The organism is Desulfosarcina alkanivorans (assembly GCF_009688945.1).
In the GTDB taxonomy this organism is placed as follows: Bacteria; Desulfobacterota; Desulfobacteria; order Desulfobacterales; family Desulfosarcinaceae; genus Desulfosarcina; species Desulfosarcina alkanivorans.
On record NZ_AP021874.1, the window covers coordinates 6,710,353 to 6,728,302 of the forward strand.

Below are 17,950 nucleotides of genomic sequence, written 5' to 3' on the forward strand. Positions count from 1 at the left end.
ATTTGGTATAAGCCCTTTTCCATAAAAGCAAAAAAGATGTTGGTAATTGGATCAACACGAATTGAACCTATTGAAAGGAGGCTTGTAAAATGGCTTTTATCCCGACCGTTGATGAAGCAAAATGCGTTGGCTGTGAAGAATGCGTCGATGTTTGCCCCGTGGAAGTGTTCGAAATGCAGGATGAAAAATCCGTTCCGGTCAACGCGGAAGAGTGCCTCGGCTGCGAAAGCTGCGTGGAAGTGTGCGAAGAGAGCGCCATCACCGTCGAAGAAACCTAATTCTCTGCGGAATTAAAGTTGGTTTACCCCCGTCGGATGCTTCTGCCGGGGGTTTTTTGTTTTCCATGCCTACCGCCTTCCGACGTCAGTCGTCCGCTTTCTGATTTCCGGGCACGATCCCGCCGGATTGTGAAAGGGAGCCCATGAACCGCTATCGGATTGTCGAAACCGCCTTTGGTCACGCTGCCCTGGCTTTTTCCGTCGAGCCGTTCAGGCTTTTGGAGGTCAAACTGCCCCAGGCCGACATCGATTCGCTCTGCCAGCCTTTCGATTCGCTCTGCTGGCAGATCGACGCTCACCATCCGGCGGTTGCGTCCATCGCGGCGAGCCTGATCCGTTATTTCGACGGTGAACCGATCGATATTCCCTGGCCGGTGATGGACTTCTCCCGTTTCACCCCTTCCCAGCAGGCCGTATACCGCACCGTGGCCACCATCCCCTATGGCGAAACCGCCTCATACGGCCAGGTGGCCCGCATGGCCGGCTTCCCCCGTGCCGCCCGGTTCGTGGGCACCACCATGGCCAACAACCGGTACCCGGTTTTTATTCCCTGTCACCGGGTGATCAGAAGCGATGGATCTCCCGGTGGTTTCGGCGGCGGGGAGCCGCTGAAGAAACGAATGCTGGCCTTGGAATCTGAATCCGCCGCCGGGTAGAAAATCATTGGAAGCATTCCTGGAAAAAGGTCTCTCCGGTGAAATGCGTTGATCCCGATCCTAATCCGAAAGGCGGTCGGATGAGAAAAATCTTGACAGCGCCCTGCTGTGCGAAATAGTAATGCCGCAATCTCACAATCAGGTGAAAAAGGTTTTTATGTTTCGAAAATCAACGGATATTGTGTCAATCGTTGCCGACAAGGGGACACCCCCGCCGGTGGTCGATTGCGCATAACCCTGCAATACGGAAAGCAAACGATTCCGTGTTAAAGACAGATCTGTTTTTCCGTTCTGTTGCCCAGCAGATTCCTGCCTGAACTGCCGTCGCTACACCTGCCCCCTCAGTCAGCAACGCTTCATCCCTTTAACACATCCACAAGCTGTTGAATGTGCCGATTGGCTGCGGGTCAAGTCCTCAGTGTCCTGCGTCAGCCGATACCGGCCTGAATGATGGAAAGAAAAAACGGAGGCGAACAATGGGCACCAGGAAACGCACATGCGGGACAGGTGAAAAAGACAACAGCCTACATCTTTCGCGGATGGGGTGGAATTCCTATTTTCAGGCTCAGCTGCAAGGTTGCTGCAGCGATGATTTTCTTCCGGCCAGAGTGGTCGGGGTAAGCAAAAATTCCTTTCGTATCAGCAACGGAGAAGAAGAATGGCGCGCCGTCCTGGCCGGAAGGCTCATGCACCCCCCCCATGGACGGTATCCGGTTACGGGGGATTGGGTCCTTGCGGCCGACTCCGTGATCGTTAAGGTGCTGAACCGAACAAATGCGCTCTGCCGCGGCGCTTCGGGCACACATGGGAAACCGGATGCGCTGCCCAAAAGAGAGCAGGTCATTGCCGCCAACCTCGATACCGTGTTTGTCGTTTGCGGTCTGGACCGGGATTTTAACCTGCGCCGCATCGAACGCTACCTGACGCTGGTATACAACTGCGGCCTGAATCCAGTCATCCTCCTGACCAAAGCGGATCTTCACCGGGATCCAATGCCTTTCGTCAGTGAACTTGAAACGGTTGCTTTCGGGGTTTCGATACACGTGGTATCCGGGCTGGATGGTAAGGGGTTGCTTCCGCTGGACGGATATCTGTCACCGGGGCAGACGGCGGCCATGGTGGGGTCTTCAGGTGCCGGCAAATCCACGCTGGTGAACCGACTCTACGGGAAAGCCATACAGGCAACGGGTTCTGTCAGTTTGCGTATCGGAAAAGGGACGCACACAACGACCGCCAGAGATCTGATTATGATGCCCCAGGGAGGAATGCTGATCGATAATCCCGGCCTGCGTGAAATCGCTTTCTGGAATGACGACGGCGGGGTCCGTGCCGCCTTCCCGGAGATCGAAAACCTGGCCGGGGCATGCCGTTTTTCCAATTGCCGGCATATGCACGAACCCGGCTGTCGGGTCCTCCAGGCGATCGCTGCCGGTGAGATCCTGCAAGACAGACTGGACAGCTATCACAAGATGAAACGTGAACTGGCCTATCTCTCGCTCCGGCAGCAAAAGCGTGCCGACCGGGTGGAAAAGGAACAGTGGAAGGCGGTATCGCTGAAAATAAAGGCGCTCAAAAAAGAAAGGCGCAACCGGTGAACGCCCGCCCCGCAGGGCGAAAACCGTGAGTACATGCGGCACTGAACGACCTGCCGGCAGTGAAACGGGAAACGCTTCGCGCAGGGTCATGATTGAGCGGCTGTCCGGGGGAGGGGGCTTTTCCCGGCCAATGCCAGCGTCGACCGTCTGGATTGCGCCGCAGCGGCTTATTTCTCTTCTGCCAGTATTTTCATGATGGTTGCGCCATCGGCATCGGGGTTGCGGGTCAAAATGGCGGCCACGCGGCGGGCGGTGTAGGCGGTGGCAATCGATGTGCCGGCGTAAATGCCCGGGTCGCCGTTGTAGCCCACCGGCAGATCGGCCAGGCCCGGGGCGGACACGGACACGAAATCACCATAGTTGGACTGGTCCCATGCCTTTCCGTCGGGGGTCAGGGCCCCCACACCGATCACATGCTCGTAGGCAGCCGGGTAGACCGGGTTGCCCGTGGGGGCGTTGCCCGCTGCGGCGACGATAATCAGCCCCTTTTCGGCGGCATAGCGCGTGGCCGTTTCCAGCAGGGAACTGGAGGTCTCGGACCCCCAGCTCAGGCTCAGCACCCGGGCGCCGTTTTCAATGGCGTGGTCGATGCCGCGCATCAGGGTGTAAGTGGACGTAAACCCGTTGTCGTCAAATGTGCGAATGGGAATTACCGGACTGCCTGGGGCGTCGTCCACCGCTGTGCCCAGGGGATTGATGGCTCCTGAAGCGATGAGGGTCATCTGGGTGCCGTGGCCCAATTCATCACCGACGTCGCCCCCCGGCGAGAGGGCATCATAGGCGGCCCGGACGAAAGGGCTGCCCGCAAAGTCAACCGACAACCCGCTGTCCATCACCGCCACGGCGGCATCGGCTGCCGACGGGGAGGAGGCCGGCGGGACGGAAGGCGATACGGCCGCTCCGGTTGCGGGGCCGCCGCCTTCCAGCGGATAGGCATAGTCCGGTTCGGCGCCGCGGATGCCTGGAAAATCGGCGATGGCACCGGCGATGGCGGGCACGTCACTGCCATGCGGCAGACGCAGCCGGACAATTCCCAGCGGCGGATAACTGTCGATGATCGATGCGCCCAGCCGGTCCAGAAGGGCGGCCATGACGGCTTTCGTCGCGTTGGGATTCAGGCGGACCAGCAGAACATCCCTGACGTGGTAGGTGCCGTCAGGATTCTTGAAAACGGCCAGGTTCGCCGTTTTTTTCAACGGCCGGATGCGTGCTTCCTGGCCCTTGTAGAAAATACGGATTTCCCAGAGCCGGGGTTCGCCCGCCGTCGAGGCCTTATCCTTTCTCCAGATGAGGGCGTAGTCGACGGATTTCAGGATCCCGGTGATCGCGGCGCCGATGGGCCGGTCGGTAAAGGATGCCGTCACCGTCGGGTTGATCCGGGGGTCGATACGGATGCGGATTCCCCGGTCGGACAACATGTCCAGAATGGTGGCCAGCGGCTGATCCTTCACGTCCAGCGTGAGACGGTCATCCTGGAGATGAACGACCGGACCGGCCGCGATGGCCGGGGACGTGACAGGGGCCGGGATGACCATGAGGATGACCATTGCCGTTTTGAACCATTTCATCGCATGTAACCTCTATTGTCCGGGGGCCTGCTCTGTTGGGGGGGCCGGCGCCGCCTGGCTTGCGGCGGATTCTTCCGATACGAACTCCGCTGCGCTTTCCACCAGTTTAAACGGTGCTTTCAACGTCCGCTCCATGATGCCGAGAAGGCCTTTGCCGACGGCTGACGGTGGCAAGGGCACGACGGACAGGTCGCCCATCTTCCCTTTAACCCCCAGCGGCACGGAAATCAGTGAGCCGCCCATGATATAGCCGATGATGGGAATCTTGTTGACGATCCGATCGATGGTTTTCAGGGGCGCGGCCAGCAGGATGATGTCAACGGTGTTGGTCCCCAGGTCGATGTTGCCCTGGCCGGTAATCTTCAGCGAGTTCCCGTCCAGCAGGATTTCATTGAACGTCAATTTGCCCTCCCCGATTTCGGCCGATGCATAGGCTTTGGTGTACCCGTATCCTTTTTCCGCGAGGTCGGATTTCCCGCCGGTAAACACTTCGGTGATATTGAGAACGGAAAAGATTTTCATCAGTACGTAGTCGGACTCGATCCTTCCGTTTAGCGATGAAAATTCCATCTGGCCGGACAGGAACGCGGCCGGATCTTCCTTTGTCGGGGGCAGGTGGATTTCACCGGAAAGGTCATATCTGGAACTTGCTTGAATCGGACGGTGCCAGAGGCAGTCGACGGTCTGCTGAAGAGAGGCATCCGTTGCCGTGGGCGTGATGCGCAGGCCGACGCCCCGGGGTGAAATTTCCACCATCCCGGTGGTTGAGATCCCGCACAGATCGGCCTGGTCAATTTGAATCCGCGTGTTGTCGCCGTCCAGGCGGACGCTTGCCTGCACCGGTGACCAGGTCATCCCGCCATAGGTGACGTTGGCAGCCTGGATGTGAACCGCCCCCCGCGGAGCCGTTGTCGACGGCACCGCCGGCTTGCCTGCGCCGTCCGCGTTGCCGCTGCCGATGGGCCGGAGGGCCCGGATCAGTTGCTCGTCAAGGCGGTCGGCGTCGACGTTCAGGTCAACTATCAGGTCGCCGTCGCTGCGTTCCAGTACACCGTCGACAACCATCAGGCTGTTGCACAGGGATACCTCCGAAGATCCGATTTTCAGTACCCCGTCCCGCCCGTCGATGGAAAAGTGATTCAAGTCGAAGGGCTCGGGGAAAAGACGGATGATGTGCACGCCCCGGCCCGCCAGTGTTCCGGAAAATGAAGAATTCAGCGGTTGACGGCGATTGATCTCCGTTTGAAATTCTCCTTCCAAGCGCCCCGACAAGACCCGGTTGTCTGCGAGGAGACGGTCGGCGGTGTTTTTCTCCACGTTGCCGGAAAAACCGATTGCTATCCCATGGGTGTTTTTACGGACAGAGACGGTGGCCCGGGAACTGCCATCGGCGAACTGAATCCGTCGAAACTGCCAGTCCTGCGGGGCGACGGTGAAATCCGCGCGGACGTCAACACCGCCGCCGGTTTTTAACCCGCCGGTGAAAGAAAAGGTATCGGTCGTGTTGAATTCGACCTTGACGTCGTAGAGTTCAACGGGGGGTTTGATCTGCAGGTGACTGGGGATGGGCAAAACCGTGCCGGCCCAGTCAATGGCCGCCTGACCCATGGATCCGTCGATGCGCCATACGGAGGATTCTTCGACGATGATGCCTTTGGCCTGGTAGGAGGCAACGATGAATCCGTCCAGGAAATCAATTCTGACCCCTTTTGCCTGCTCTTTCCCGGGTGTGTAGATGATTTCACCCCCTGAGAGCTTGACCTCAAACGGCACCAGGGGGCTGGTTGCCAGGAGCGTCTCCGGGGCCCCGGCTATTCTGAAGATCCATTTCTCAGGCTCGGTGAGGGGACCATTGATATCCAGTTCGTGGATCCGTGCGGTCCCGGATAGCGTTTCCACATTGTCTTTGAACTTATCCAGTCCTATAAAGCCGGTGAGCCAGTCGTACATGGGCCCTGTATCGACAGCCACCGAACGGGTCGATATCGCCAGAGTCGATTCCTTTTCCCAATCGATGGCGGCATCCAACCCCTTGAAGGTGGCTCCCCGGATATATCCGCTGACATTCTTGAATGCCACATGGTTGTCTTCGTAAAGGACATCGCCATCCATGCGTTCCAGGTCGGTCTCGATTCCCGGAATGGTCACCAGACCCTGTGCCAGGTGGCCCGAGGCCTTCATCCCGGTCAGTTGCAGCCCGTTGCTGCCGGTTTCAAATCCTGCAAAAAAGGCCACATCGGTCAGCTGCCCCGCCCTGGCCACGGAAAATGCGGTCCGGATCGCGGCCAGATCGCCGGCAACGGCACGGGTAAGTGCACCGGCGCTGGCGATATCCAGTTTGTCCATGGCGGCACGGACCTCTACCACCGACCCGCCGGGAGCAGACCGGGGTCGGATACTGGCGGCGCCGGTGAGTTCCAATGCCGGTTTCGCCGACCGAAGGGTGTCGACGGCAACCGACAGGCGTTGGCCGGCATAGGCCATCGACCCGCTGACGGCAACCCCTTCCAGGTCAAGCGTGCGGCCGTTGCGCTTCACCGTGAGGGACGGGAAACGCAGGTCAAAGCGCCCGTTTACCGTTTCGGGGCCGTCGACGGCGAAGGTGGCCGTGGCCGCTGCGCGGGTGTCTTCGGCCGTGATGCCGCCGGGAAGGGCGCCGTAGAACAAGAGCGGCCGAAGGTTCATGCCGCTCAGGGTGGCCTGCCCGCGGGCCTGCATGGCGTCAATGTCGACGCTGGCGCTGAAGGTCAGGCGTCCGGTAAGGTCGGATCGGCCGTCCAGGGTCAGGGACAGGCCGTCGTCCTCATTTTCGACCCGGGCATCGATGCCGCCGATGCGAAGATCCGGGGCATCGGTGAACCACAGGGTCACCGCGCCATCTTCAATCCGCAGGTCCGTCTGTGGATCGATGGCCTTCAGGGCGCCAAAAAAAACGTCGATGGCCTTACCGGGCCTGCCTTGAAGGGAACGGTGTTCTTCAGATGCCGGTGAAACTGCGGGTCTGGCCGGTCCTGAACCCACAGGTATCATGAGGTCGGGGGAAACCAGCACAATCTGTCGGATGCTGACCCGGCCTTTCAGGATCGGCAGGAAGCGGGGATACACCGACAGTTCCCGTGCCGCAACATCAAACGTTTGCGGCCGGTGCAGGTGAACATTGCGGGCCCGCAGGTGGGGAAGGGGAAAAAGGCTGACGTTCAGACGGTCGTAATCCAGTGTGCCGCCGGTTGCCTGGGCCGTTTTGCTGACGATCAAGGATTTCACCTGTTCGCGATTGGCCAGCAGGCGGGTGGTCAGGACCGTGATCAGCAGCAGGGCCATGGCGATGCCGGCGCAAAGGACACTGACCATGAATAGTTTTCGGGTGCGGCGCATTTATTTTCCTTCGGATCGGGCCAGAAATTTGCCGATCAGCATCGCGATGAGGATGGTCATGTACAACTGGCCGGTGATGGCGATCAATATCGCAATGGAACGGGACAGATGGGAGGCCGGCGTCACGTCTCCGTAGCCGAGGGTGGACAGGGTCACAAAACTGAAATAGATGAAATCGTTAAACTGGGGAACGCTCTCTCCGGGGAAAATGATGGATCGGCTTTCCGGTAGCAGCAGGTGGCGATGCACCGCATCTGAAATGCCCAGCAGCACACCTCCCAATACCCCGAGCAGCAGGTAGCCGTTGATGGCGCTGAGGATGATGGTGGGGGTCACGTGCCGGCTGCGCGCGATATGGCGGATCATCAGCACGACGATGGCCACCAGGAAAAGAAAGGTGCTGATGAAATCGATCAGGTAGGCCAGGTCGTTCTCGACGAAGTGGTTGATCCACGTCGTGGCTGCCGTTGCCGTCCCCAGCGGCAGAAGGATTTTCAGTGTTCTGGCGGAAAAATCCAGCGAGAAGATACCGGAGAAAAGAACAGCCGTGAGGATCAGGTCCCGCACCAGCGAATCCCGCTCCCTGAAAAGGGGAAAAAGAAAGAGCAGGGCAAGCAGGCAGGCCAGCAGGATAACGTTGTTGCGTGTCAGGCTATTCAGTTTCATCGGGCTGGGCTTCCCCGTTGTCCGTTTTCATGGGCCGGTGGCAGGCCAACGGTCACACTGCGCTGGTGCTTTCATTCCGGACGTTCCGAGTGGTAACACAAACGTCTTCAGGCCGCTCAAAGGGTCTGGACGGCGGCTTTTTTCTGAAACCATCTTCCCCTCAGCCGGCCGGTTTAACCAGAATTTTTTCGAGAATGACCTTGGTGATCAGGTACGTGGGCTTGACCCCCTCTTTGCCCATGGCGCCGGCCGCCAGGGTGCTTCCTGTTTTGATCGGGTTGTCCGATGCGTAGTAGGCATAGCGCACCGGCATATCTTCCCGGGCGTTGCCCTTGATGATGGCCGCGCTGATGGCCCGCTGAAAATGGCCGCCTTCCATTTCCAGCCCGATCGTCCGCCAGTCCGACTGGAATTTTTCCAGCATATCGCGGTTCTGAAGGGAGGTGCCCAGTACGGTGACCATGGGGCCCACGAACACTTTTTCGGTGTCAGGAAAATCCGACGGCGAAAGATCGTTGTTCACCCGGTAGTTGTCGGAGGTGCCTTCGAAAACATGGGCCGTGGCCAGCATGACGTCCCCCTTGTCACCGGGCAGGATGCCCGCCTTGCCCATAATGGAGATGGAACTGAAGTCAAACGCAACGGTGGTGCCGCCATTGTCATATGACTCCAGTAAATTTTCCATTATTTCAAACGCTTGTGCCCCAAATGCATAATCGACCACCAGGATGACGGGCGCGTTCTCTTCTGATTCGGGGATGGCGATATCCAACTCGGGGTGCAACGCCAGCCCATTCAGTTTGCCGGTATCGATGATCTGGCAGTCAATGTGTGCGCCGGACCGGTCCGGCAGCGCCAGAAAACCATGGGCTGCGGCGAAATTTTCGATTTCGTCCTGGTGCTGGCGCAGGTGATGGAAAAAATCGTACAGGCTGCCGCTGGCTGGATGGCCGGCCCTGTGCAATGCCGGAAAACCGTAAATCACATTCAGGAGGCTGTGAAGATTGGCACTGACAATGTGAATCGGTCGCCGGTGCAGGTTTTTCTGAATCAGTTGCTGTTTGATATCCGAGGCCCATTTTTTTTCATACTCCTGCTGCCCGATGATCCTCATGAGTGATGGGGTCAGGTAGATGATGATGGCATCGTTCCTGTTTTTTTGTTCGGCATCGATACGCTGGCCCAGCCGGTGGATCAGGTGAAACAGTCCGTTGTTGCTGCCGTGCTGTTTTTTATTGGTCTCAAGATAGTGGAACGTGTCCCGGGTTTCCCGGTAGGGTCGACCTAAAATGATGCTCAGGCTCCACAGGGCCTGATCCAGGTCGGCATCCGAGAGCGGTTCCCGGCGGTGAACGGTTTTTTCCAGTTCGGTCCATTCAATGGTCAGGCTGCCGGAATCATCGGTCATTCGGCTGTTGATCTTGCGGGCCTCAACGAAGAGGAACGTCATATGGGTGAGAATGTCATATATCTCGCTCAGGCCCCGGGTGATGACGAAACACATTTCGTTGGGCCCCACCCGGTAGCAGGTGCGCCGGCGCTTCAACGGAATGGTCGGTTGCAGGGTGTCGTTTTTAAAAGGGTCTTCCTCGGTAAGGATGATGCGGTTGCACTCTTCGATGCCTTTGGGCAGCCGGTCCACGACGTATTCGAGACCCTTGAGTTCCACGATTCTGGCGTCGTTCATGCTGCCGTAAATTTCAGGGCTCAGGTTCTGCAGGCAGTGTTCCATTGCCCGCCCCATTTTTCCGCAGGGGCGGTAGAATCCCCGTATGGCCATCGCGTCGGTCAGGGTCTTGAATTCGCGTATGGCATGGCGGGCTTTCTGGGCTTTGGTGAATTCCCTCACATTCGCACCTCCTCAATTGACTTCCCATGGGACCGATCTTCAGGATTTTATAACATATCTTGGATGGGCTGGATAGGCGCAAAGCGGTTGGAAAGGATCTCCATCCCGCGGTCGACGGTACTGATGGCCCGCGGTTGATGATCGTGACGATGGACCCAACGGCAGGTGCCTCTGCGCCTTTGGCGGCAGGGGGAGGTGTGGACTGCAAATCGCCTTGACTTCACGCCGGTACCCGCAGCCCCCGGTGCCGGATGGATCCCGGGCTTATCCGGCCAGACGAATTCATCTATTCGTCCGGCCGTCAGGGCCTGCAAGGCCTCGTGCTGGTCGGAAAAGGCCCGAATGGCTCTGGCGCCGTCGCTTTTCCGGCGGATGAAGGCCTCGCCGGTGCGCCAGGTGATGGGCTGGGCAAAGGCGGTTTCTCTGTTTTTGATGAAGATGGATTTAAGTGAATTTTTTTTGGGGTGTGGAAAGAGCCGCCCGCCGCGCATGGCGGTGGACGGATGCCCGCCCAAAGGCGCGGCGGCCACCCGTCACGGTTTATCCGCCTTGCCCCCTAGTTGAGATCCGACAGCCAGGACGGATCTTCAATCCACTTGATTTTCAGTTTGATCAGTTCGTCCGATTCCCTCATGGTATTGAGAAAGTTGCTGACCCAGTTCATCATCTGGGCATTTCCCGCCGGCAGCGCGATTCCCAGCGGTTCATAGGTAAACGGGGTAATCAGTGAAACCAGCCCTTCGTCGGGGTGCTTCAACAGCGACAGGACACAGACGTGGTAATCGGCAACCAGTGCGTCCACCTTGTTGGAGAGAACCATGTCGACGGCGGCTTCGTAATCTTTGGCCGTAACCAGGCGGGCTCTGGGCATCATGGTCTCCACCAGGGTGGCGGAGGTTGAACTTTCCAGGGCGGTGTAGGCAAACGCTTCCGAGTTGAGCTTCGATGTATCCTCCGAGGTGACCAGGGATTTGAACTTGGTCAGCAGGGCCTTGCCTGAAATATGATACGGACCGGCAAACGCCACTTTCATGTTCCGTTCGGGTGTGATGGTCATTCCGGAAATGACCATGTCCACCTCCCCGGCTTCCAGTGCCGGCAGCAATTCGGAAAAGGGTTTCACCACCAGGCTGAGTTCCACGCCCATGGCAGCGGCCATGTAACCGGCCAGGTCCACATCCAGCCCCATGGGGACACCGGATTTGTCCAGCATGTTCAGCGGCGGCATATTGGCTGCCGTGCCCACGCGCAGAACACCGCTTTGGGCAATCCCGTCCAGGCCCGACGATGTCATGCCGCCCGGGTCGGTATGGGCGCACGCGGTGGCGAAAACCAAAACAAGCAGCAGCATCAGACCCCGTTTGAACTGTTTCATTTTTTTCCTCCCCTTCTCAGTGTGTAGTTGTTGTTTTAAATGAAGACGGCAGCGTAAGACGTCCGGTATCCGTGCTGTATGCCATCCCGCGTCCAGGTGCGGTCAACGGGGTGGCCTCATTTCCGGGAACAGGCTGCCGTTATCCCGCACTTCTTGGGAAATCTTCTGGAATGCGACGACTTGCGCCGTCGTCAGGCTCGATCCATACTTTCAAGGTGTTCTCCAAACACCCGGTGTGAATCGCTTTACATGAGCGGCTGGACGGATCGGGTGGCTCAACGTGCAGGCAAGGGCTTATTCCCAGCCGGCCACCTCGTACCCTTTTTCGAAAAGGCAGCGCTCAACAATGGCCCTGAACACCCCTGGCGGATTCTCCTGCGCCAGCATGCCCGCGGCGATGGACGCTGAGCCGCCACCGACGGCACCGGCCACGGCGGCACGGTGGGGATCCCCTCCAAGCGCGGCGGCGGCTGCGGCACCGAAAACGGCCAGCGCGGCGGCATCCTTGGCCGCCTGCTGCTGTATCTGCGTTTCGCCGGTTTCGCTGGCACCGCTTTCCCGGGCCAACTGCCAACAGTCCTCAACATCCGTCCGGACGGATGCTTCATCCATGACCTTGTAGTGGGCGTTGGGGTATAGAATCGGCCGTTTTCCCGATTCAAAGGCCGAAACCAGCGGGGGAGACATCAGAAGCCAAAAACACGCTACGGCAAATCTGACAAGTTTCATGTGCCACCTGACCCAGCTCAAATTAGGGGATAGATCCGCTCGTCGACAGGGTGCCGAATGATAAAACGGTTGTTTCCACTTTCCCGGCGGTCGGAAATTGCGTGATCGCAGGCGTTGACGGATGGAGCCAGACAAAATTAACACATTGCTTCATGAGGGTCAATGTGTCCGATCCGGATTCGGTGGTGGCGCAGTCAGGAGGGATTCGCAGTGAGGTTGATCCCGTTGGCCCGTAAACACGCTCCCGGGGGGATCAGAAGGGGGCTCAACCCATATCCGGGTATATGGTTTTTCGGCAGGGCGGACAGATGGTGTGGGAGAAGTCAGCTTGGGAATGCATGGAGACATATTCTTCCACAGGCCACCATTTCCCCGTTTTATCCCGAATCCTCTTACAGCCGGAGCAGATGGGCAGCAGTCCCCGCAGCATCTCGTTTTCGGCTTCCAGAATTTTTTCGTTGCTCAGGGATGCTTCGAGCCGGCGAAGCAGTTCATCCCGCTCCATTTCGATGGCGTGCTGCCGGGAGATGTTGCGCATGACACCGAACAGCTGGGTTTTTCCATTCTCGCCTTTGAAAAATTTAGCGGTGACCTCCACCCAGTATGAAGAACCGTCCCTGTGCTGCAGTTCAAACTCGGCCTTCCGCTTGACGCTCCTGCCCATTTTGTATTTTCGATGTCCTTCGGCCAGGTACTCCATGGCTTTCTGATAGGACTCGGGCGCCAGCTGTTTTTTGATGGGCCGCCTCCGAATGTCATCGGCGGTGTAACCGCTGAGGGCTTCGATGGAGGGGCTGATGTAGGTGAAATGCATTTTTTCAACATCCACCACCCAGATGACATCGACAATGGCATTTTCTATTATTTTGTATTGTTTTTCGTAACTTAATATTTTTTTTTCGATGGTCTCGTGCATGGTATCTCGCCATTATCGGGTCGCTGAATGGGTCGGTTCTGACCTGTGAACCCATTATCGGCCGATGGATCGGCATCTTTAGTCCCAACGGACCCTGATTCCGAATTAGTTGGAACTAGAGGCTTTTTTCCGGCCGGAGGTTGAGCGGTATTCGCGGGAAAGGATAGCGTCCGAGGGCAAAAAAGGGGTCAATCCCCGTTGCCCTTCACCCAGTGGTTCAAGGGAATCGGTTGGACGATGCGACATGACACGGGCTTCCATTGGCAGGCCGCGCTGATTTCGATCCCCGATTGAATAATGGATACCGGCCGGTCCGAGGAAACCACCACGACGATGATATTGGCGTGCTCGGCGGTAAACCGCAGCGCCGAATTGTAGCGCGCTCCGCGAGCCCGGTTTTCACTCGCGATGGCGCGGCCGTCCAGCAGGCAGGCAAAACCGTGAAGGTGCATGTCGACACCGATATGAACGGCGCCGTCGACCCGAAGCAGGGATTTGGCCAGGTTGAGGTTGCCCGCTTCCCCCAGGTCCAGGGGGTGTTCGAAGCACTGGCCGGAAATGGCCACCGGTGTGCGATTCAAGTCCAGAACCAGCGTGGCGCCATGCTTCTGGTCCTCAGCCTGGTGAACCAGCGTTGACAGGATTTTAAATACGGCGTTTCCGCTTTCCCGGTCGAGGTCCGACTCCAGCAGCGCCTCTTCGAGATGAACCAGATTGGCCCGCCGGGTGGTGGACTGGTAGGCGCCATCGGCAAAGCTGCATATGGTGTCGTCAACCACCTTCAGGAATCCGTGGCCCCCATTGAATTCGGCGGTAATGGAAAAGTCCGGCAGGCTGTCGTCCGCAATCCCCGCCACGCAGCATCCGTCGGAAATCAATTTGAGTCCTGACTGTTCCACGGCGGCCAGCAATTTGCGCACATGCTTGATGTTTTCCATGGTGGGCTGTTCCGTCGGCGAAAAACGGGCCAGAAACGGTATGCGTCCCAGCGATTGGGGCTCCACGAAAACCAGTTTCCCGCGGGGCCAGGCCCCTTCTTCGCGCGTCCGGGAGAGTTCCAGGATGGCATCCAAAATGGGATAGATGCGCAGGCGGGTATCCCATCCCAGCAGCAGGTTCATGCGGTCGACCACGTCATCGCGCACGGCATGGGTGGCATATTCCCGTAAAAAACTGCCGGAAATGCCCGTATAGAGGGCGCTTTCATTGGCCATGTCGTGGGCAAAGCGCCAGGCGGCGTGCTCCAGCCACCGTTCCGTGGGGCCAATGCTGCACATGTCCGGGTGATGCTCGGTAAACCACATCTGGTAACAAACCGAACCGGACCGGCCGCCATAGGAGATCAGGCCTGTCATCTGAAGGTTTCTTTCAGGGGAGATGTGACTGTATTTCAGGCTGCCCCGTTGAACGAGGGGACGCTTTTGCCAGTCCCGGTTGTCCACATACAGTTCCTTCAACCGGGGCTCATGTCCCGACAGCAGACGCTGGGGATCGAAGATGAACATCTTCGATTCCGGGTCCGCGGCGAACACGACGGCGGCCCGGCTGGGACCTGAAAAATGGGATAGGCCGTCGCGAAGGCCATCCAGGGTGTCGCCGATGCAATGGCAGGTGAAGGGGGTGATGGTCACGGTGATGTTCCGTTGACGATGAATTTGGCAATCGGTCCGTGGGGCACCATTGGTTTCAGTTCTTAAACGACCCCGGAACTTTTGTCAATTTCTTCGCATGCCTTGGGATCGACCCCATTTGCGGTTGTGGATAACCACTTGATAGTTTTCTCCTCCCAGTGTGCCGTTGACGACTTCTCATTGCCGTGTCGCGGGACACTCTTAGTTTGACATTCAGGGAGCAGTTGTATTTTAATGACAACGGGGTTGTGGGCCCCTGTAGACCAACCCAGATCCTTCCTCCCGGTTCAACCAACCTCAAACACTGTTTTCCGGGTGGCGCCATGAACAAATCGGTCAGATACGCCTTGTTGAGATGGATCGATTCAGAAGCCGGTATCGAGGAGATCACCGCCAAGGGCGCGGAAAAAAAGGTGGACTGGCCCAGGATTCTTCCGTTTGTGCTGCTCCACCTGGCCTGTCTGGGGGTGCTGTGGGTGGGGTGGAGCCCGGTGGCGGTATGGACGGCCGTTGTGCTCTATCTGGTACGCATGTTCGCCATTACCGGCTTCTATCATCGCTACTTTTCCCACAAGGCGTTCAAGACCGACCGGCGCTGGCAGTTTGTCTTTGCCGTAATGGGAAACGCATCGGCACAGCGGGGCCCGCTGTGGTGGGCGGGCCACCATCGCCACCACCACCGATTCGTGGACACGCCGCAGGATGTCCATTCGCCCTCCCAACACGGCTTCTGGTGGAGTCACATGGGGTGGCTGACCTCACGGGCCAACTTTGTAACCCCATACCGGTATGTCCGGGAGTGGTCCCGCTTCCCCGAACTGGTGTGGCTCAACCGTTTTGACACGGTGGTACCCATCCTACTGGTTGCGGTCCTGTATGTTTTCGGTGCGATTCTCGGGCGGCTGGCTCCCGGACTGGGCACCGGCGGGGCCCAGATGGTCGTCTGGGGATTTTTCATCTCCACCGTGGTGCTTTTTCACGCCACCTGCACCATCAACAGCCTGGATCATATGATCGGCACCCGGCGCTTCGACACGCCGGATACCAGCCGGAATAATGCGTTGCTGGCCCTGGTCACCCTGGGCGAGGGATGGCACAACAATCATCATCATTACGCCGTTTCGGCCCGCCAGGGCTTTCGCTGGTGGGAACTGGACCTTACCTATCTGCTGCTGAAGCTGCTGGAGCGGGCCGGCGTCGTCCGGGATCTGCGGCCGCTGCCCCAAAGACTGCGTTTCGGATAGGCGGTCGTCCGACCCGGTTTTCAGCCTGCTGTTGCAGCCAAGGAGAATTTCTCATGCGCATCGCCATTATCGGCACCGGCATATCCGGGATGACCTGTGGTTATCTGCTGGGCGGCGATCACGAGGTGACGGCCTACGAAGCCAACAGCAGGATCGGCGGCCACACCGCCACCGTGGACGTGCCCCTCGGGCACCGCACCTGGCCGGTGGATACCGGGTTTATCGTGTTCAACCACAGGACCTATCCCCACTTTACCCGGCTGATGGACCATCTGGGGGTGGCCTCCCAGCCCTCGGTGATGAGTTTCAGCCTCCAGGACCTGCGAAGCGGGCTCGTGTTTTGCCCCAGCAGTCTCAATGCCCTGTTCGTTCAACGGAAAAACCTGATCCGCCCCGCCTTTTACCGCATGCTGTTCGATGCCTGGCGTTTTCGTCGCCAGGCTCCCAAGCTTCTCGATTCAGCCGATGAGGAGACAACCCTGGAGGCCTACCTGCGGGCTCACCGGTACAGCGCTGAATTCATCGATCGCTTCCTGATTCCCATGGGTGCGGCCATCTGGTCGGCGGGGCCGGACGCATTCCGTGGCTTCCCGGCCCGTTTTTTTGCGGAATTTTTTGCAAACCACGGGTTCCTCAACATCCTCGACCAGCCCCGGTGGCGGGTGATCAGGGGCGGCTCCCGCAGCTATATCGGCCCCATCACGCGGCCGTTCGCCAACCGCATCCGGCTCAACCGGCCGGTGGTGGCCGTCAACCGGGCGGCGGACACGGTGACCGTCAAGACCGCCGACGGCGGTGTGGACGACTTCGATCATGTGGTGATCGCCACCCACTCCGATCAGGCCCTGGCCCTGCTGGCCGATCCGTCGGAATCCGAGCGTGGCATCCTGGGCCGTATCGGCTACCAGCAAAACCAGGTGGTGCTGCACACCGACACCGCTGTGCTGCCCCCCCGGCCGGCGGCCTGGGCCAGCTGGAACTACCTGGCACCCGAACAGCCGTCGGACCGGGTGGCCCTGACCTACAACATGAACATGCTCCAGGGGCTGGACGCACCGGAAACTTTCTGTGTGTCCCTGAACATCGGGGACCGGATCGATCCGTCCAGAATTATCCGGCAGTTTGTCTACAGCCATCCGATTTACACCCCCGACAGCCTGGCTGCCCGGCGCCGGCATGCAGAAATAAGCGGGGTGAACCGCACCTCATTCTGTGGGGCCTACTGGGGATACGGGTTCCACGAAGACGGTGTCAACAGTGCGCTGGCCGTGTGCCGCCCCTTCGGAAAGGGGCTGCCATGATCAGCGCCATATACCGGGGCACCATTCGCCATCGCCGTTTTACGCCGGTGGAAAACGCCTTTCGATACCGGCTGTTTTTCATGTACCTGGACCTGTCCGAGATGCCGGCGGTGCTGGACCTGCATCCCCTGTGGTCGGCCCGCCGGGTCAACCTGGCTTATTTCCGGCGACGGGACCATTTCGGCGATGCCGGGATTCCGCTGGACCGGGCCCTGCGGGATACGGTTGAAACCCGGACCGGCATTCGGCCGTCCGGCCCCATTCGCATGCTCACCCACCTGCGGTATTTCGGCTACTGCTTCAACCCGGTGACCTTTTACTACCTCAACGATGCCAGCGATACGCGTCTGGAAACCATCGTGGCGGAGGTCACCAACACACCATGGGGGCAGCGGCATATCTATGTGCTGGACGACGGGCGCAACATCCACCCGGACCGGAAGTGGCGCCGGTTCCGTTTTTCCAAGGCGTTTCACATTTCTCCCTACATGCCCATGGATATCGACTACGACTGGCGGTTCTCCGTGCCGGGAGAACGCCTCAATGTCCACCTGATGAACCATAAGGACGGCCAGCAGGTGTTCGATGCCACCTTGAACCTGTCCCGAAGGCCGCTGGACCGCCAGAACCTGACACGGATGCTGCTGCTCTACCCGGCCATGACCGCCAAGGTGGTGGCCATGATCTACTGGCAGGCCTTCAAGTTGAAAATCAAACAAGCCCCGTTTTATGACCATCCGGGTGAGAAGATGCCTGTGAATTAAAGA

At 58.7% G+C, this 17,950-nt stretch carries 15 protein-coding genes; 6 read left to right on the top strand and 9 right to left on the bottom strand.

Annotation, left to right across the window (positions count from 1 at the left end):
- Positions 1-89: 89 nt before the first annotated feature.
- From DSCA_RS29130 to rsgA, 3 genes are all read left to right on the top strand, one after another.
- Positions 90-278 (top strand): ferredoxin, encoded by a 189-nt coding sequence (locus DSCA_RS29130; RefSeq protein ID WP_155319784.1) that lies wholly within the window; start codon positions 90-92, stop codon positions 276-278.
- Positions 279-421: 143 nt separating this feature from the next.
- A complete protein-coding gene (locus tag DSCA_RS29135) occupies positions 422-934 on the top strand; it encodes a methylated-DNA--[protein]-cysteine S-methyltransferase (protein WP_155319785.1) in 513 nt (170 codons plus the stop codon).
- A gap of 686 nt (positions 935-1,620) precedes the next feature.
- Positions 1,621-2,529, top strand: a complete 909-nt coding sequence (gene rsgA / locus DSCA_RS29140; protein ID WP_231716313.1) for a ribosome small subunit-dependent GTPase A — start codon at positions 1,621-1,623, stop codon at positions 2,527-2,529.
- A 167-nt stretch (positions 2,530-2,696) separates the two neighbouring features.
- Here rsgA and DSCA_RS29145 read toward each other — a convergent pair whose 3' ends face one another.
- The 9 genes from DSCA_RS29145 to DSCA_RS29185 all read right to left on the bottom strand — a co-directional run bounded on the left by DSCA_RS29145 (position 2,697) and on the right by DSCA_RS29185 (position 14,638).
- A complete protein-coding gene (locus DSCA_RS29145; RefSeq protein ID WP_155319787.1) occupies positions 2,697-4,097 on the bottom strand; it encodes a S8 family peptidase in 1,401 nt (466 codons plus the stop codon).
- 12 nt (positions 4,098-4,109) lie between these two features.
- Positions 4,110-7,472, bottom strand: a complete 3,363-nt coding sequence (locus DSCA_RS29150; RefSeq protein WP_155319788.1) for an AsmA family protein — start codon at positions 7,470-7,472, stop codon at positions 4,110-4,112.
- Complete coding sequence (locus DSCA_RS29155; RefSeq protein ID WP_155319789.1) at positions 7,473-8,138, bottom strand: potassium channel family protein; 666 nt, start codon at positions 8,136-8,138, stop codon at positions 7,473-7,475. It abuts the gene before it with no gap.
- 160 nt (positions 8,139-8,298) lie between these two features.
- Positions 8,299-9,987 carry a DUF6909 family protein gene (locus tag DSCA_RS29160; RefSeq protein WP_155319790.1) on the bottom strand — a complete coding sequence of 563 codons (1,689 nt, stop codon included), beginning with the start codon at positions 9,985-9,987 and terminating at the stop codon, positions 8,299-8,301.
- 47 nt (positions 9,988-10,034) lie between these two features.
- The gene (locus DSCA_RS29165) at positions 10,035-10,517 is read right to left on the bottom strand and encodes a hypothetical protein (RefSeq protein ID WP_155319791.1); all 483 of its coding nucleotides are present in this window, start codon (positions 10,515-10,517) and stop codon (positions 10,035-10,037) included.
- A gap of 26 nt (positions 10,518-10,543) precedes the next feature.
- Complete coding sequence (locus DSCA_RS29170; RefSeq protein WP_155319792.1) at positions 10,544-11,362, bottom strand: transporter substrate-binding domain-containing protein; 819 nt, start codon at positions 11,360-11,362, stop codon at positions 10,544-10,546.
- Positions 11,363-11,656: 294 nt separating this feature from the next.
- Positions 11,657-12,091, bottom strand: a complete 435-nt coding sequence (locus DSCA_RS29175) for a hypothetical protein (RefSeq protein WP_155319793.1) — start codon at positions 12,089-12,091, stop codon at positions 11,657-11,659.
- Positions 12,092-12,356: 265 nt separating this feature from the next.
- Positions 12,357-13,007: a PAS domain S-box protein gene (locus tag DSCA_RS29180; RefSeq protein WP_155319794.1), complete on the bottom strand. Its 651-nt coding sequence runs from the start codon at positions 13,005-13,007 to the stop codon at positions 12,357-12,359.
- A gap of 188 nt (positions 13,008-13,195) precedes the next feature.
- Complete coding sequence (locus DSCA_RS29185; RefSeq protein ID WP_197904689.1) at positions 13,196-14,638, bottom strand: DNA integrity scanning protein DisA nucleotide-binding domain protein; 1,443 nt, start codon at positions 14,636-14,638, stop codon at positions 13,196-13,198.
- A gap of 323 nt (positions 14,639-14,961) precedes the next feature.
- Here DSCA_RS29185 and DSCA_RS29190 point away from each other — a divergent pair, with 323 nt between their 5' ends.
- The 3 genes from DSCA_RS29190 to DSCA_RS29200 are packed head-to-tail and all read left to right on the top strand — an operon-like array spanning position 14,962 to position 17,947.
- Positions 14,962-15,882 carry an acyl-CoA desaturase gene (locus DSCA_RS29190; protein WP_155319795.1) on the top strand — a complete coding sequence of 307 codons (921 nt, stop codon included), beginning with the start codon at positions 14,962-14,964 and terminating at the stop codon, positions 15,880-15,882.
- A gap of 53 nt (positions 15,883-15,935) precedes the next feature.
- Positions 15,936-17,183 carry an NAD(P)/FAD-dependent oxidoreductase gene (locus tag DSCA_RS29195; protein ID WP_155319796.1) on the top strand — a complete coding sequence of 416 codons (1,248 nt, stop codon included), beginning with the start codon at positions 15,936-15,938 and terminating at the stop codon, positions 17,181-17,183.
- On the top strand, positions 17,180-17,947 hold the full coding sequence (locus tag DSCA_RS29200; protein WP_155319797.1) for a DUF1365 domain-containing protein: 768 nt from the start codon (positions 17,180-17,182) through the stop codon (positions 17,945-17,947). Before DSCA_RS29195 ends, DSCA_RS29200 begins: the two co-directional genes overlap by 4 nt.
- The last annotated feature ends 3 nt before the right edge of the window (positions 17,948-17,950 follow it).